The following is a 14,926-nucleotide window of genomic DNA, read 5'->3' on the forward strand; positions in this document are numbered from 1 at the left end:
GAGCCAAGAATATGATTGCAGAACGGCAAAGATTGCAGGATGATGCGTGGAAAACCTGGGGGCCTTATGTGAGCAACAGACAGTGGGGAAATGTGCGCGAAGACTACAGCGCCGATGGAAATGCCTGGGATTTCACCGGGCATAATACCGCGAAAAGCTACACCTACCGATGGGCGGAGGAAGGCATTGCAGGGATTTCTGATAACAAGCAGCGGCTTTGCTTTGCCTTCAGCTTCTGGAATAAAAATGATGAGATGCTGAAGGAGCGCTTCTTCGGGCTAAGCAACCATCAGGGGAACCACGGCGAAGATTTGAAGGAAATTTACTACTATCTGGACAGTTCGCCCACGCATTCTTATATGAAGATGCTCTACAAGTACCCCATCGGTGCCTTCCCTTATGAGAAGCTTGTTCAGGAGAATTTGTCGCGGAGCAGAAACGACCCGGAATTTGAAATTATCGACACGGGAATTTTCGACAATGATGAATATTTCGACCTGGAAATCGAGTATTGCAAGGTGGACCCGGAAGACATCTTCATCCGCCTTACCGTGCACAACCGCAGCGAAAGGGATGCACCGCTGGTAATACTGCCAACAATCTGGTACCGCAACAATTGGAGGTGGGGCTACAATTCTTACAAGCCGAATTTTTTCGAGAAAGAGCGCGGCATCATCGGAATTGAGCATAATGATATGGCAGTGCGAAATTTCTACTCTAGATGCCGCGGTGCAGAGAGCCTTTTCTGCGAGAACGAAACCAACCCAGAAGCCATATACGGCGAACCAAGACAGGAAGGATTTTTCTACAAAGACGGCATTAATAACCACATTCTCTTCGGTGATGATTCCGTAAACCCTGAAAAATTCGGGACGAAGGCTTGCTTTGCAATCCAGCAAATGATAAATGCCGGGAGCTCTGAAACCTTCGATTTCAGGATTAGCCCGCACGATATTTTCCCGGATGCCTTCTACGATTTCGATGAAATTTTCGAGCAGAGAAAAAACGAGTGCCAGGAATTTTACGCGGAAATTCAGCAGGATATAGAAAGCGATGATGAGCGGAATGTGCAGCGGCAGGCTTTCGCAGGCTTGCTCTGGAACAAGCAGTTTTACCATTACAAAGTTTCCAAATGGCTGAAGGGCGACCCAAATTTTGCAATTGAGCGGGATTTTGAAAGCTTCGTGCGGAATAAGGACTGGGAGCACCTTCACAACAAAGACATCATTTCGATGCCAGATAAATGGGAATATCCGTGGTATGCCACTTGGGATTTGGCGTTTCACTGCGTGCCTTTTGCCTTGATTGATGGCAATTTTGCCAAAGAACAGCTGAGACTGCTGACGAAGGAATGGTATATGCGGCCGAACGGACAGATGCCGGCCTACGAATGGAACCTGAGCGATGTGAATCCGCCAGTTCACGCCTGGGCAACCTTTCGCGTTTTCAAAATTGATGCGAAGCTTTCCGGAAAGCCAGATTACTTCTTCCTGGAAGCCGTTTTCCAAAAACTTCTGCTGAACTTCACCTGGTGGGTAAACCGCAAAGATAAGCGCGGGGAAAATATTTTCGGCGGCGGATTTTTAGGACTGGACAACATAGGTGCCTTCGACAGAAATATGGAACTGCCCGACGGACAGCACCTGGAGCAAGCCGACGGCACAAGCTGGATGGCGATGTTCGCACTGAATATGATGCGCATCGCAATGGAGCTCTCGCTGTACAACCCGGTGTATGAAGATATGGCGATAAAATTCTTCGAGCATTTCCTCTACATCGCTCAGGCAATGAACAAATTGGGCGATAAAGACGGACTATGGAACGAGGACGACGGCTTCTTCTACGACCTTATTCAGCTGGAAAACGGCGACGCCATTTCGCTGAAACTGCGGAGTATGGTAGGCCTCATCCCGATGTTTGCCGTGGAAGTCATCAGCCACGAAATGCTGGAGAAACTTCCGAACTTTAAAACAAGGATGGACTGGGTGCTACGCAATAAGCCAGAACTTGCGGAGCTGGTATCCAACTGGCAGGTTGAGGGCCAAGGGAAGAAGCACCTTATCAGCATCCTTCGGCAAAAAAGGCTGAAAAAAATTCTAGAGAGAATGTGCGACCCGGATGAATTCCTCAGCGAATATGGCATCCGCTCAATGTCCAAATGCTACGAGCAGAACCCGTTTGTTTTCGCGGCGCACGATACGCAATATGTGGTACGCTACACCGCGGCAGAAAGCGACAGCAGTATGTTCGGCGGCAATAGCAACTGGCGTGGCCCCATTTGGTTTCCGCTGAATTTCCTGGTGGTGGAAAGCCTGCAGCGTTTCCACTATTATTTTGGCGACAGGCTAAAAGTGGAGCATCCAAAGGGAAGCGGCGCAATGCTGAGCCTGGATGAAGTGGCAAACGATGTGAGCGAGCGCCTGCAAAGCATTTTCAAGAAGAATGAAAACGGCGAAAGACCTTTCAACGGCGGCAATGCCAAGTTCAATCACGATGCGTATTTCCGAGAAAATATTTTCTTCTACGAATATTTCGATGGAGATACAGGGCGTGGCCTCGGCGCTTCACACCAGTGCGGATGGACAGCCACCGTAGCGAAGCTTATTCAGCCAAGGCTTGGCGAGAGCTAAGAGCCAAGGCAAAATTAAAATGGCAAAAGTTTAATTTTTCTCTACCAATTCACCATTCACCTTCACCGAGAATTTTATTTCTACATTGGGTTCGAGAGTTTTCGAGACGGAGCAGTATTTTTCGAAGGAAAGTTCAGCGGCACGGTAGGCTTTCTTCGGGTCAATATCGCCAGACATACTGAAATTCACCGTGATGGTTTTGAAGACCTTGGCATCATCTTTCGGGATTCTTTCGCCTTCCACTTCTGCAGAAAAATCCGTGATGCCCTGCCGCTGCTTTTTCAGGATGGAAACAATGTCAATACCGCTGCATCCTGCCACAGCCATCAGAACGGCTTCCATCGGTGAAACGCCCTTGGCATCGGGAAGCGAAGCATTATCCAGCAGAATTTTGTTGCCCGCAGAATTGCTGCATTCAAATAGAAAATCGTCATTGATTCGGTTCAGAGAAATTTTCATAATAAATCTTTTTTTAAATTATAATAGGCCTTGCGCCTTGATTTCCAGATATTTGTTGATGGCTTCCACGCTGAGATTTTCCGGTAGGGTGTACAGGCTGTAGATGCCGTATTTCCGCAGTTCCTGAATGATGAGCTTCTTCTCGAACTCGAATTTTTCGGCGATGATTTCATCATAAATTTCCTGCATATTTTCCGGATTTCGGTGGATGATTTTCTGCAGCTCGCTATTTTTGAAAAACACCACCACTACCAGATGGTTTCGCGCAATAGCCCGCAGAAATTTCATCTGGCGGTTCACCGCATCCAGCGTTTCGAAATTAGTAAAAAGTAAAATCAGGCTTCGCTGGCTGATATTTTGCCGAATATCACGGTAAAGCGCGCCAAAATCACTCTCGTAAAAATTCGTCCGAATGTTGTACAGCGCTTCCGAAATTTTCCGCAGCTGCCCTGCCTTACTTTCCGCAGGTACGCGGTTTTCCGCAGTTTTCGAGAAGGTCATCGCTCCTGCTCTGTCGCCCTTTTTCAGCACGATGTGAGAGAGCGCCATCGCAGCATTTATCGAATAATCCAGCAGCGAAAGCCCGCCGAAAGGCATCTGCATCGTTCTGCCCTTATCGATGATCATCCAGATTCTTTGCGAGCGCTCTTCCTGATATTGGTTCACCATCAGGTGATTTCGCTTGGAAGTCGCCTTCCAGTTGATGGTGCGGATATCATCGCCTGGCACATAATCTTTTATTTGCTCAAACTCCGTCTGGTGCCCTATCCTCCTCACTTTTCTTGCGCCCAGCAAAAACTGATCACGAATGGCCTGCAGCTCGTACTTTCCAAGGTGAATGAAGGACGGGTAACTTGGCAGCGCAGCATCCTTCTGGAACCTGTAACGCTTTGATACTAAGCCAATTGCAGATTTAGCGTAAACATTCAGCGCGCCGAAAACAAATTCACCGCGCTCCTTCGGTTCCAGGATGTACTGCAGGAAAACATTTTTTTTCGATTCAATTTTTCTTTTAATGTTAAAGTCCCTCATCTGAAACTGAAACGGCACCTCGTCGATTATTTCCGTTTCAATCGGGAAAGGATAGTCGTTCTTCACATCCAGCTTCACGGGGTTTTCATCGCCGTTGCTCAGTTTTTCTGGTAAAATCCGCTGTGCTTTCACGCCATATTTCATCCCGAAAAGCATTGCATAATCGATGATTGCGGCAAGGATGACCAGCCCTAAAAAAATGCGCACAAAAGGCAGGAGCCAGCCGATGAAAAACGCCAGCACGAACAGCAGCATTACCACGCTGAGCAATGCGAAAAGCCTTTTGGTGAGGTAGAGGTTGCGCATTTTTTATCTTGGAATTTCGATACCTTCAATAATTTGGTGGATGATTTCATCGGCGGAAAGACCTTCCATCTCCCTTTCTGGCGCCACCACGATTCTGTGCCGAAGGACTGCCGGTGCTGCGAATTTTATATCGTCCGGCGTTACGAAATCTCTTCCGCGAATTGCCGCAAAAGCCTTCGATGCCATCAGCAGTGCGATGCTTGCTCGCGGCGAAGCGCCAAGGTAAAGGAATGGATTTTCCCGCGTGTTCACGATGATTTTCGCGATGTATTCCATTAGCTGAGGTTCCACCACGATTTCCTTCAGCATTTGCTGATAGGCAATAAGTTGCGCTTCGGCAATCACCGGGTTTACCACTGTGGTTTTATCTTTTTCACGGCTTTCGTGATGCCTTTGGATGATGGCGATTTCGCTGCTGTAATCCGGGTAGCCTACCACCACTTTGAACAGAAACCTGTCCAGCTGAGCCTCCGGCAGCCTGTAAGTTCCTTCGTGCTCGATAGGGTTTTGCGTGGCCACCACCAGGAAAGGCATTGCCATAGGGTATCTCGTGCCATCCATAGTTACCTGCCGTTCTTCCATCACTTCGAAAAGTGCGGCCTGCGTTTTCGCCGGGGAACGGTTGATTTCATCTATCAGGATGAAGTTCGAGAAAATCGGTCCGGGTTTAAACTCAAATTCCGTGGTTTTCATATTGAACACGGAAGTCCCCAAGACATCGGACGGCATCAAATCCGGTGTGAACTGTATCCTGCTGAAGCCGGTTTCCACGGTTTTTGCCAGAAGTTTCGCGGTGATGGTTTTGGCAACGCCAGGTACACCTTCTATCAGGATGTGCCCGTTGGCAAGCAGCGCGGCAATCAGGTGCTCTATCATCGCTTCCTGCCCTACTATCACCTTGCCTATCTCGCTTTTTATTCTTTCCACGCCTTCCCTTAATTCGTTCAGCCGAACTCTTGGCGTAAACTGCATATCGTTTTGATTTTCAATATTTTGCATAATTATTTCTGGTGTTTTTATTTTGATATTTCATCGAGAAGCCTGTTCATTTTTTCCAAATCTTGCTTCGTAATATCGTGGCTTTGGTGTAATGATTTTTGGATTAATGCCACGGCTTCCCGTATTTTTTCTTCTGGTTGCCCGCTTTTGCTGATGAGTTTTTGTATGAATTCTTCGTCGAGCCTTTCGGTATCAATCAAAAATTCCGTTCTTACAAAATGCAGAAAGTAAGTGGCCTTTTTCGCCATCATATCGCGGAAATCGCCTTCCTGAAGGTAAAGGTTGCCGATGCTTTTCACGAATTCTGCCGATTTATTTTCCGGCGGGGAAATTACCGGCACGATTCTTTGGCGGCGTTTCGCATTAAAAATCATAAAGAGCAACATTGTGACAAGGAATGTCCACCACGCAAATTTCAGCGGCGGATTGCTCAGCACGAAATACATTGCGTTGTAATTTCCCTGCGTACTGAAATCCTGAAACCAAACGGTTTCCCTGTCTGGTAAATAGCTGAGAACCTGCGCTGCATAGCGTTCTTCACCGGGTTTCAGCAACTGATAATTTGTGAGGAACAGTGGCTCTGTATGGATGTAGATGTTACCCTTCCCTTTTGGGATTTGTATAAAGTTAGGATAGCTTTTGTTGGCAACTTTTGTATAACCTAAAATTTTAGCATTCTTCGGAACTCTGCTGATATACAGCCTGTCTGGAAATTTATCCAGCTTCTGAATGCCGTTCAGGTCGTGGTTTAGTAGATGCAGGTAAACATCGTCATCGCTGAAATACCTTGAAGTGTGAACACCCATTCCATAAAGGTCGGGGTTTCCGGCGATAAAAAGGTCGCTGCCTTTCTCCACTTCCTTCAGCAATCTTTCCAGCGAAGTTTCGTCCAGGAATTTATTGATGAACAGAATGTTCTGCGGCTGCTGATTTTTATTGGCGAAATAAGTGTACGGCGATTGTACGGATTTCTTGAGCTTTCCGCCGAAAATTTTTTCCGCTTCCTTATCGAAAACGAAAAGTCCGAACGGTGCCTTGCTTTCCACATCAAAGGTTTTGCGCCAATCCACCACGGTTTTGCGGCTCAGTTCCAGAAAGCCGATGAGCGCTAGGAACAGCGCCAGCACAATTCCGTAAATTCTCAGCGTGCGTTTCATATCAGGCGGTGTGCGTTTTCAAAGTTTGTGCGATAGCCTTGGTAATCCTTTTCGGAAACTGGGAATTCGCCATACCAAACATAATCGTAAACCCTTGCCAAACTTTTAAACTGCTTTTTAAACTCAGAATTTTTTAGTTCGGCCAAATATTCCAGGTTGGTTTTCTCTGGCTGCCATTGGATGAGGCTCCGCTCGTCCATCATTTTCAGCAACTGAAGAAAGCGCATCCTGACTGCTGAGCGAAAATCTGCATTTTGTTCAAATTTCGCAATTTCCGCAGGGAAGTTTATCGCGTGAATATCTTCTATCAAGTCTTCCGCAGGAATTTTCGTCTTTCGGTTTTTTCGGCTAAAAATGAAGCTGCCATCGTTGCTCACCACATATTTCACCAGGAAGTAAACCAGCACCAGAAAAAGAATTCCTGCGAGGAAATGCAGCAGTGTTTCAGACCTGTCGTTAAAATCGTTCACCTGCTTTGTAAAAAGCCTGTCGAAAAATTCGGCAATCTTCCGCTTCCATCTGTCCCAAAGGGTTTCGCGCGGTTTGGATGCGCTGTAGTCAAATTCTGGCGAAGTATATTTCCGCATGAAATCCTGCGCGAAATTCCGCTGCGTTTTTGCAGGAAGCACCGTGCTTTGAACCCTCATCAGAGAATCTGCGGAAACTTCGGGCTGCTTTTCTACAAAAACATTAGTTTTCGCCACCGTTTTTTGCGAAAAAACCGGCGCGGAAAACATCAGCAGCAGAAGAAGGAGAACGCGCAGCCTCATCATAAATTCTTCCCGATTTGGTCAATCTCGCTGAAATCTTCATTGCGCTGCAGATCCGTTCTACTGTCGTAGTACATCAGGCCGCAGCACACATACATCACATTGTTCAGCACGAACGTCAGCAGAAAAGAAAGCGCATAGGCTATGGCAATCCACATCATATTCGTTGACGAAAAGCCATCGGAATTAGCTGCTTCTGCCGAAGAATACATTGCCACCATAAAGAGAATGTAGGGAATCATCGTGATGACGCCGATTACCGACTGGATGATGAAGAGAATTATGATGGATGAGCCCCAGTACTTCCAGAACGGCGATTTTTCTGTGATGCCCTGATAATTGAACTGCGCATTGAAGCTGTACGACAGCGATTGGAAGAAATTTCTGCCGCTGTGATAATAATCGAACAGCGTGAAATTTATGATGTTGTAAACGACAGGTGCTGCCAGCAAAAGCAGGAAAATTCCGATGAGGAGCAGCATCAGAAATAGAGAAATTCCGAAGAACACGAAGAGCAGCGGTGTGATGATGAAAAGCACGCCAAGCATAAACTTGAAGGCCTTGCCCAAATTCCGCCTGATGTCGCCGGAAATTTCATCCAGCTGAATTTCGGTAGCGCCAGTTTCAGAAATTCGTTTCAAATAAAGCACCGGGTAAGAATAGGTGATGATGTAGAACGCGATGAACAGTAGGAAACCTACCAATACTAAGACAAGGAGTAGCGGCAAATTCTCGTCCAGAAGGCTGTCGAAATATCCGGCATCCATCCCAAAATCCTGCCTAGCAAGCGGCACAAGAAACGCACGGTAGAAAAAGAAGAAAAGCACCATCATCAAAATCATCGGCAAACCGTTCAGGATTAAGTAGTTACGGAAATAATTTTTGCCGTAAACCTTGAAGAACGAAAAAGTATCGGAAATCAGCGCGTTGAAATCACGGCGTTTTATCAGCTGCATAGTTTAGTTTTTTAGCGATTTTCCGCGGATAAATGATGTAGTAAAAAATCATAAACCCGAGCGAACCGAGAATGATGAAAAGTATGATGGGCAAAGGCATTTCTGGTGCAAGCCTTGTAACGAAGCCTTCGATAATCCCTGCAATAATCGTGAGTGGCACCGTACTTAGATAAATTTTGAAACTATTCTTGAAGCCCGTTTTAAACGAATTTATCCGCGAAAAAGTTTTTGGGAAAAGCATCGAAGCGCCCAGGATAAAGCCTGCCGCAGCTACCACCACCATCCCCAGAATTTCAAAGGTGCCGTGTAGCCAAATGGCTTTCGCGCTTTCTGCCAGCACACCCTGCGTTTCAAAAAAATATTGAAAAGTGCCCACCATTATAGCGTTCTGCATCAGGATGAACAGCGTGCCCAGCCCAGCGAAAACCCCGTAAACATAGAGCTTTGCACCCACCATTAAATTATTGAAGATAATGGCAAGCGCCATATCCAGCGGCGTTCTGGTGCCGTACACACCGGTAGGATTTCCTTTCTCGATGTTTTCCAGCGTCATATTCACATAGCCGTCGCCCAAAATATGGCGCACAAAATCCGGATCGTATTTGGTGGAAACCACGCCAATCATCACAAAAGCTAGGAACAGCAATATCGTGAAATATAGATATTTACGGTATTCAAACATTATCAGCGGAACTTCGTAAAGGAAGAATTGCGAAAGGCGGTTTCGTTCAAGCCTCCTGGTTTTGTAAATCCGCTGGAACATCATCGATGAGAGGTGGTTCAGGTAAACCGTGGTGCTGCTCTTCGGATAATAAGTTTGCGAGAAAGCCAAATCGTTCAACAGATTGATGTAGAGCGAAGAAAGCTCATCGGGATTTTTTTTCACTTTCCCGGCAATCACGGCTTCGTTTTCCAGCCATTTTGCTTTATTTTGCCTAATGAAAGCCACCTCTCTCATAGGCGATAAAATTACTAAAAAATGGCTAGCGTTGCGATAATCAGTTCACAAAATGTGAAAATTGATTTCACCTTGGCAAGCGTGGGCGAAAGAATCTTTGCCTGCATCATCGATTTCATCGTGATGTTCGGCTATATAATTGTCGCCCTATTTCTTTTCAGCCAGATTGAAAAATTCATCCCATACGAAAGAAAAACCGCATTCTACATCCTGCTGGCATTGCCCATTGTATTTTACACCTTAATTTCGGAAAGCGTAATGCAGGGACAGACTTTAGGCAAAAAGGCGTTGAAAATAAAAGTGGTGAAAATCGACGGATACCAGGCAACCTTCCCGGATTATGCGATGCGGTGGTTTGCAAGGCTGGTGGATGTTTATGTGAGCAGCGGTATTGTGGGCATCGCCTCCATCATCACCTCGGCGAACAATCAGCGGCTTGGCGATATGGCTGCCGGAACCACGGTGATTTCCCTGAAAAACCGGGTGAATATTTCCCACACGATTTTTGAAAACATCGCGGAAACTTATGTGCCGGCTTTTCCGCAGGTTGTGGTTTTGAGCGATAATGATATGAGAATCATTAAGAATAATTTCGTGAAGGCGCAGAAAAACCGCGACGGAAAACTAATGATTAAGCTTTCGGATAAAATTCAGCAAACCATTGGCGTTCAGCCAGATAGCAAGATTTTTACGCATCAGAGCTTCATCGACAGGGTGATAAAAGATTACAATTTTGTGACTGGCAAAGAGCAATAGCCTGAATTTTGCAGGGATATTTTAAATTTATTTTTATGAATTTCGATAATCAAAAATCAGGAAATGGCGGCGTAATCGTGATGACGAACGAGAACGCCGAAGAAGTTGGGCGGCTTACCTACACGCTTTTCCCGGAAAGGCAAACCCTGGTGATTTCCTATGTGATGGTTCACCCGCAGTTTGAAGGTCGTGGTATGGGAAAATTCCTCGTGCAGGAAGGCATCAGTTTTGCGCGGGAAAATGCGTATGCCGTAGTTCCGCACTGTTCCTACGCACGCTCTGTGATGCTGAGAATGCCAGATGTTTCTGATGTTTTCCGCGGATAGAAAAACCTTCAGAAATTCTGAAGGTTTTTTGTTTAAAGCGTTTCCAGCAGAGCGTCCGTCATTTCCATATTGTGATACACATTCTGCACATCGTCATCCTCTTCAAATCTCTCGAGCATTTTCATATTCGCTTTGAACTGCTCTTCGTTCACATCCTTTGTATTGTTGGCAATTCGCTGAAGCTCAGCGCTTTTCGGTTCAATGCCCAGATCCTCCAGCTTGTGCGAAAGGCTTCCGAAATCTTCAAATGCCGTGGTAATCATCACTTCTTCATCATCTTGGTCAATTTCTTCCGCTCCACCGTCAATCATTTCCATTTCGAAATCCTCCCAATCCATTTTGATTTGAGACTTATCGATTGAGAAAATTCCCTTCCGGTCAAAAATAAACGCCAGCTCGCCATTCTTCCCAAGGTTGCCGTCAAACTTGTTGAACACCGCGCGCACATTGGCCACAGTTCTCGTAGGGTTGTTGGTGGTGCATTCCACGAAAAATGCTACACCGCCCTGTCCATAGCCTTCGTAGGTAACCTCTTCATAATTTTCCGCATCAGCGCCGGACGCTTTCTTGATGGCTCTTTCCACATTATCCTTCGGCATATTGGCACCTTTTGCATTCTGTATGCAGCGGCGCAGCGCAGGATTACTTTCAGGATCAGGTCCGCCGGCCTTCACGGCCAGTGCAATATCCTTCCCGATTTTGGAAAAAGTTTTCGCCATTTTGTCCCATCGTGCTAGCTTCGAAGCTTTTCTGTATTCAAACGCCCTTCCCATTTTGTAAATAAATTGTTTGCAAAAATAAGAAATCAACAAAAAAAACGCCCTCAATTCTGAGAGCGTTTTCGATGTAATATTTAAAAAGATATTATTATCTTTTCTTTTTCACTGTCTTCTTCTGAACTACTGGAAGATCAGATTTTTGTAGAGCTTCCCAAGCAGCACCGCTGATAGCTTCTACAACCACTTTTCTGTCTTGTAGTCTTTCCTCGTTAGAAGCAGTAGCAGGTACTCTAGCATCTCTGGAACCTACCCCTGTAGATTTCAGTTGAGATGGATCTACACCTCTGTTTTCAAGTTGCTTCACTACTTCAGCAGCTCTTCTTCTTGAAAGGTTCAGGTTATAGTTAGGGTTACCTTTAGCATCAGTATGTCCTGTTACAAGGAATGTACCTCCATTGGAAGATCTGATGATTTCAGCCGCCTGCTGTAGTCTTTCGTGGGACTCAGGACGGATAGTTGCTTTATCGAAGTCGAAATGAATACCTTTCAATGCGCCTGTAGCTTCATCTGCGTATGCACTTTGAGGTTTAGGGCAGCCGTTGTATTCTGGCAGACCTGGCACTGTAGGGCAAGCATCGTCTTTATCTAGGATGCCATCTCCGTCAGTATCTGGCCAAGGACAGCCGTTGTTTTCAACTGGACCGGCAACAGTAGGGCAAGCATCGTCTTTATCAAGTACGCCGTCACCATCTGTATCTGGCCAAGGGCAACCTTGGTTTTCAGCAGGACCAGCTACATCTGGGCACGCATCCACTTTATCGAATACGCCGTCACCATCTGTATCAGGGCAGCCGTTGAACTGTGGATCTTCAGAAGGAATACCCGGCTCATCAGGACAAGCATCGTCTTTATCTAGGATGCCGTCTTTATCTCTATCTCTCTGGCCAAATCTGAATAGAAGAGATGCAGAAGCCTGCCAAAAGTTAGCTACATCAGACTTATCACCCGGAGTTCCAACATAATCACCTTGGATTCCAAGACCGAAATTTTTTGTAAGCCAAAGATTAAGACCAAGACCTGGGTTGAGAGCAAAGTGATCAGCACCTACATTTTTTCCATCTTTATCTACAGCATTGATCTGATTTTCGTAATCGTGTCTTAGATAGTTTGCACCTACACGCACATAAGGATCAAACCAGCTCTCCTCTCCACCGAAAAGACCGGCAAGCTTTATTTGAAGACCAAGACCCGTCATCAGCATGAATTCTTTATCCATACCGATTTTCTTATTATCGATATTACCTACAGAGGTTTGCCAGTCAAGAACGATACCAGGACCAAGATTTCTTGCCACGGTAAGTTTGGAAAGTGGTGGTACCACGGTGAAGTTGTTCATTACATAAAGCTGATTCTTCTCGAATACACCTTTTCCACCGAAAGCACTTCCAAGCTGCTCGCCAGTTTTACCCTGCGCAGCAACATGGTTTACACCATGCGCACCAACACCGATCAACCACGGGTTGGTAGTGGTCTGAGCGAATGCTGCACCGCCAATGCTAAGCGCCAGTGCCGCCATTCCTACTTTTAGATTTTTCATAGAATTATACGATTAAATAATTGATGATGCAAATTAAAAACAAATATTTTTTCTAAACAAAGTTTTTTATGAATTTTTTAACTTTTTTTAAGGATTCTGTCTAGATTGCGTTTATTTTCCCTCTCCTTTATCGTTTCCCGCTTGTCAAACTGCTTTTTTCCACGGCCTACCGCAATAAAAACTTTCGCCTTTCCAGCATCATTTATGTACACCTTCAGCGGAACAATCGTATAGCCCACATCTTTCACGCGGCGTTCCAGCTTTTGCAGTTCTCTTCGGTGCAGCAGCAATTTCCGTTCCCTTTTTGCTTTATGGTTGTAAAAAGTGCCCAGTTTATACTCCTCAATCTGCATATTGATGATGAAAAGCTCACCATTGATAAACTGGCAAAAGCTTTCCGCAATGCTTGCCTTGCCCATCCTCAGGCTCTTGATCTCAGTTCCCGTCAGCACAATTCCCGCTTCCATCTCATCCGAAAGCTCGTACTCAAAACGCGCCCTTTTATTCAGGATGGAAACCGTCTTCTGTATCTTCATAATATATTATGGTGTGGCATGGCTGCCAATCTGCGCTTTATTTCGTAAATTCGCGGCAAATTTATAACATAATATGTTAACTGTTTCAAACTTATCACTGCAATTCGGAAAGCGCGTGCTCTTTGACGATGTGAACATCAATTTCACCAAAGGCAATTGCTACGGAATCATCGGTGCGAACGGCGCCGGGAAATCCACCTTCCTGAAAATACTTACCGGAAAGCAGGAGCCTACCACAGGGAATGTTTCGCTGGAACCGGGCAAAAGAATGTCCGTGCTGGAGCAGGACCACTTTGCCTACGATGAATATACCGTGCTGGAAACCGTGCTGCGCGGCAACAAGAAACTTTTCGAAATCAAGGAAGAAATGGATGCCCTGTATGCCAAGCCGGATTTTTCCGATGAAGACGGGATAAAGGCTGGTGAGCTGGGCGTAATCTACGATGAAATGGGTGGCTGGAATGCAGAATCTGACGCGATGACGATGCTCTCCAATGTGGGAATTCCGGAAGATATGCACTACCAAATGATGGGCGAGCTGGAAAATAAGGACAAGGTGAAGGTGCTGCTTGCACAGGCACTTTTCGGCAATCCCGATGTACTGATCTTGGACGAGCCTACGAACGATTTGGACATCGAAACCATTGCCTGGCTGGAAGACTTCCTTGCCGATTATGAAAATACGGTAATCGTAGTTTCGCACGATAGGCACTTCCTGGATACGGTGTGCACGCACATTGGCGATTTGGATTACAGCAAGCTGAACCTTTACACCGGCAATTATTCCTTCTGGTACCAGGCCTCCCAGCTTGCCACGAAGCAAAGGGCTCAGGCCAATAAAAAGGCGGAGGAAAAGAAGAAGGAACTTCAGGAATTTATCGCAAGATTCTCTTCCAATGTGGCGAAAGCCAAGCAGGCTACCGCAAGAAAAAAGATGATAGAGAAGCTGAACATCGAGGACATTAAGCCTACTTCGCGCCGCTACCCTGCGATAATCTGGGAAACAGAAAGAGAAGCCGGCGACCAAATTCTGGAGGTGAAAAACCTGGAAAAATCGAAGGACGGCGAGCTGCTTTTTTCCAACATTGATTTCAAATTGAAAAAAGGCGACAAAGTAGCGATTATTTCGAAGAATACTTTGGCAATCACCGAATTTTTTGAAATAATTACAGGAAATGCTCAGCCAGACAATGGTGAATACAATTGGGGTGTGACGACCACGCAATCTTATATGCCGCTGGACAACACGGAATTTTTCCAGGATAAAGATCTGAACCTGGTGGACTGGCTAAGGCAATTCACCAAAAATGATGAAGAGCGCCACGAAGAATTCATCCGCGGTTTTCTTGGCAGGATGCTGTTTTCCGGTGATGAAGCGCTGAAATCCTCCACCGTGCTTTCCGGGGGCGAAAAAATGCGGTGCATGTTCAGCCGGATGATGCTGCAAAAAGCGAATGTGCTGATTTTGGATGAGCCTACGAACCACCTGGATTTGGAAAGCATCACCACGCTGAACAATTCCCTGGTGAATTTCAAGGGCAACATCCTGCTGGCATCGCACGACCACGAAATGCTGCAAACCGTTTGTAACCGCATCATCGAGCTTACGCCGAAAGGCATCATAGATAGGGAGATGACCTACGATGAATACCTTGCCGATAAAAAGGTGAAGGAACTGCAGGCACAGCTTTACAGCTGAAAATTAAATGATTAAAGAATTAAGGT

General features: G+C 45.9%; 14 protein-coding genes. 4 read left to right on the top strand and 10 right to left on the bottom strand.

The genetic code is table 11. The annotated features are described in order from the left end of the window. The first annotated feature begins 11 nt into the window (after positions 1-11). A complete protein-coding gene (locus tag BUB43_RS01230) occupies positions 12-2,630 on the top strand; it encodes an MGH1-like glycoside hydrolase domain-containing protein (RefSeq protein WP_073177537.1) in 2,619 nt (872 codons plus the stop codon). A 30-nt stretch (positions 2,631-2,660) separates the two neighbouring features. Here the strand turns inward: BUB43_RS01230 and BUB43_RS01235 are convergent, their stop codons facing one another. The 7 genes from BUB43_RS01235 to BUB43_RS01265 are packed head-to-tail and all read right to left on the bottom strand — an operon-like array spanning position 2,661 to position 9,267. Then, positions 2,661-3,089 carry an OsmC family protein gene (locus tag BUB43_RS01235; RefSeq protein ID WP_073177539.1) on the bottom strand — a complete coding sequence of 143 codons (429 nt, stop codon included), beginning with the start codon at positions 3,087-3,089 and terminating at the stop codon, positions 2,661-2,663. A gap of 18 nt (positions 3,090-3,107) precedes the next feature. Then, the gene (locus BUB43_RS01240) at positions 3,108-4,427 is read right to left on the bottom strand and encodes a DUF58 domain-containing protein (protein WP_073177541.1); all 1,320 of its coding nucleotides are present in this window, start codon (positions 4,425-4,427) and stop codon (positions 3,108-3,110) included. A 3-nt stretch (positions 4,428-4,430) separates the two neighbouring features. Beyond that, positions 4,431-5,426 (bottom strand): AAA family ATPase, encoded by a 996-nt coding sequence (locus BUB43_RS01245; protein WP_073177543.1) that lies wholly within the window; start codon positions 5,424-5,426, stop codon positions 4,431-4,433. Between the two features lie 17 nt (positions 5,427-5,443). Beyond that, positions 5,444-6,583 (bottom strand): DUF4350 domain-containing protein, encoded by a 1,140-nt coding sequence (locus BUB43_RS01250; protein ID WP_073177545.1) that lies wholly within the window; start codon positions 6,581-6,583, stop codon positions 5,444-5,446. Beyond that, a complete protein-coding gene (locus tag BUB43_RS01255; protein ID WP_083541108.1) occupies positions 6,580-7,356 on the bottom strand; it encodes a DUF4129 domain-containing protein in 777 nt (258 codons plus the stop codon). Before BUB43_RS01255 ends, BUB43_RS01250 begins: the two co-directional genes overlap by 4 nt. After that, complete coding sequence (locus BUB43_RS01260; RefSeq protein WP_073177548.1) at positions 7,353-8,309, bottom strand: hypothetical protein; 957 nt, start codon at positions 8,307-8,309, stop codon at positions 7,353-7,355. The genes BUB43_RS01255 and BUB43_RS01260 overlap by 4 nt, the downstream gene beginning before the upstream one ends. Further along, positions 8,287-9,267, bottom strand: coding sequence for a stage II sporulation protein M (locus BUB43_RS01265; RefSeq protein ID WP_073177550.1), 981 nt, complete (start codon positions 9,265-9,267; stop codon positions 8,287-8,289). The genes BUB43_RS01260 and BUB43_RS01265 overlap by 23 nt, the downstream gene beginning before the upstream one ends. Positions 9,268-9,288: 21 nt before the next feature. Between BUB43_RS01265 and BUB43_RS01270 the strand changes: the two genes are divergently transcribed. Beyond that, positions 9,289-10,023 carry an RDD family protein gene (locus tag BUB43_RS01270; protein WP_073177552.1) on the top strand — a complete coding sequence of 245 codons (735 nt, stop codon included), beginning with the start codon at positions 9,289-9,291 and terminating at the stop codon, positions 10,021-10,023. A gap of 35 nt (positions 10,024-10,058) precedes the next feature. Further along, a complete protein-coding gene (locus BUB43_RS01275) occupies positions 10,059-10,349 on the top strand; it encodes a GNAT family N-acetyltransferase (protein ID WP_073177554.1) in 291 nt (96 codons plus the stop codon). A 32-nt stretch (positions 10,350-10,381) separates the two neighbouring features. Here the strand turns inward: BUB43_RS01275 and BUB43_RS01280 are convergent, their stop codons facing one another. The 3 genes from BUB43_RS01280 to smpB form a co-directional block, all read right to left on the bottom strand. After that, complete coding sequence (locus BUB43_RS01280) at positions 10,382-11,122, bottom strand: YebC/PmpR family DNA-binding transcriptional regulator (RefSeq protein ID WP_073177557.1); 741 nt, start codon at positions 11,120-11,122, stop codon at positions 10,382-10,384. Positions 11,123-11,216: 94 nt separating this feature from the next. After that, on the bottom strand, positions 11,217-12,665 hold the full coding sequence (locus tag BUB43_RS01285) for an OmpA family protein (RefSeq protein WP_073177559.1): 1,449 nt from the start codon (positions 12,663-12,665) through the stop codon (positions 11,217-11,219). A gap of 77 nt (positions 12,666-12,742) precedes the next feature. After that, positions 12,743-13,201 (bottom strand): SsrA-binding protein SmpB, encoded by a 459-nt coding sequence (gene smpB / locus BUB43_RS01290; protein ID WP_073177560.1) that lies wholly within the window; start codon positions 13,199-13,201, stop codon positions 12,743-12,745. Positions 13,202-13,274: 73 nt separating this feature from the next. On the opposite strand from smpB, the gene BUB43_RS01295 reads away from it, so the two are divergent. Next, positions 13,275-14,900: an ABC-F family ATP-binding cassette domain-containing protein gene (locus BUB43_RS01295; RefSeq protein ID WP_073177562.1), complete on the top strand. Its 1,626-nt coding sequence runs from the start codon at positions 13,275-13,277 to the stop codon at positions 14,898-14,900. Positions 14,901-14,926 lie beyond the last annotated feature (26 nt).

The organism is Cruoricaptor ignavus, assembly GCF_900141665.1.
In the GTDB taxonomy this organism is placed as follows: Bacteria; Bacteroidota; Bacteroidia; order Flavobacteriales; family Weeksellaceae; genus Cruoricaptor; species Cruoricaptor ignavus.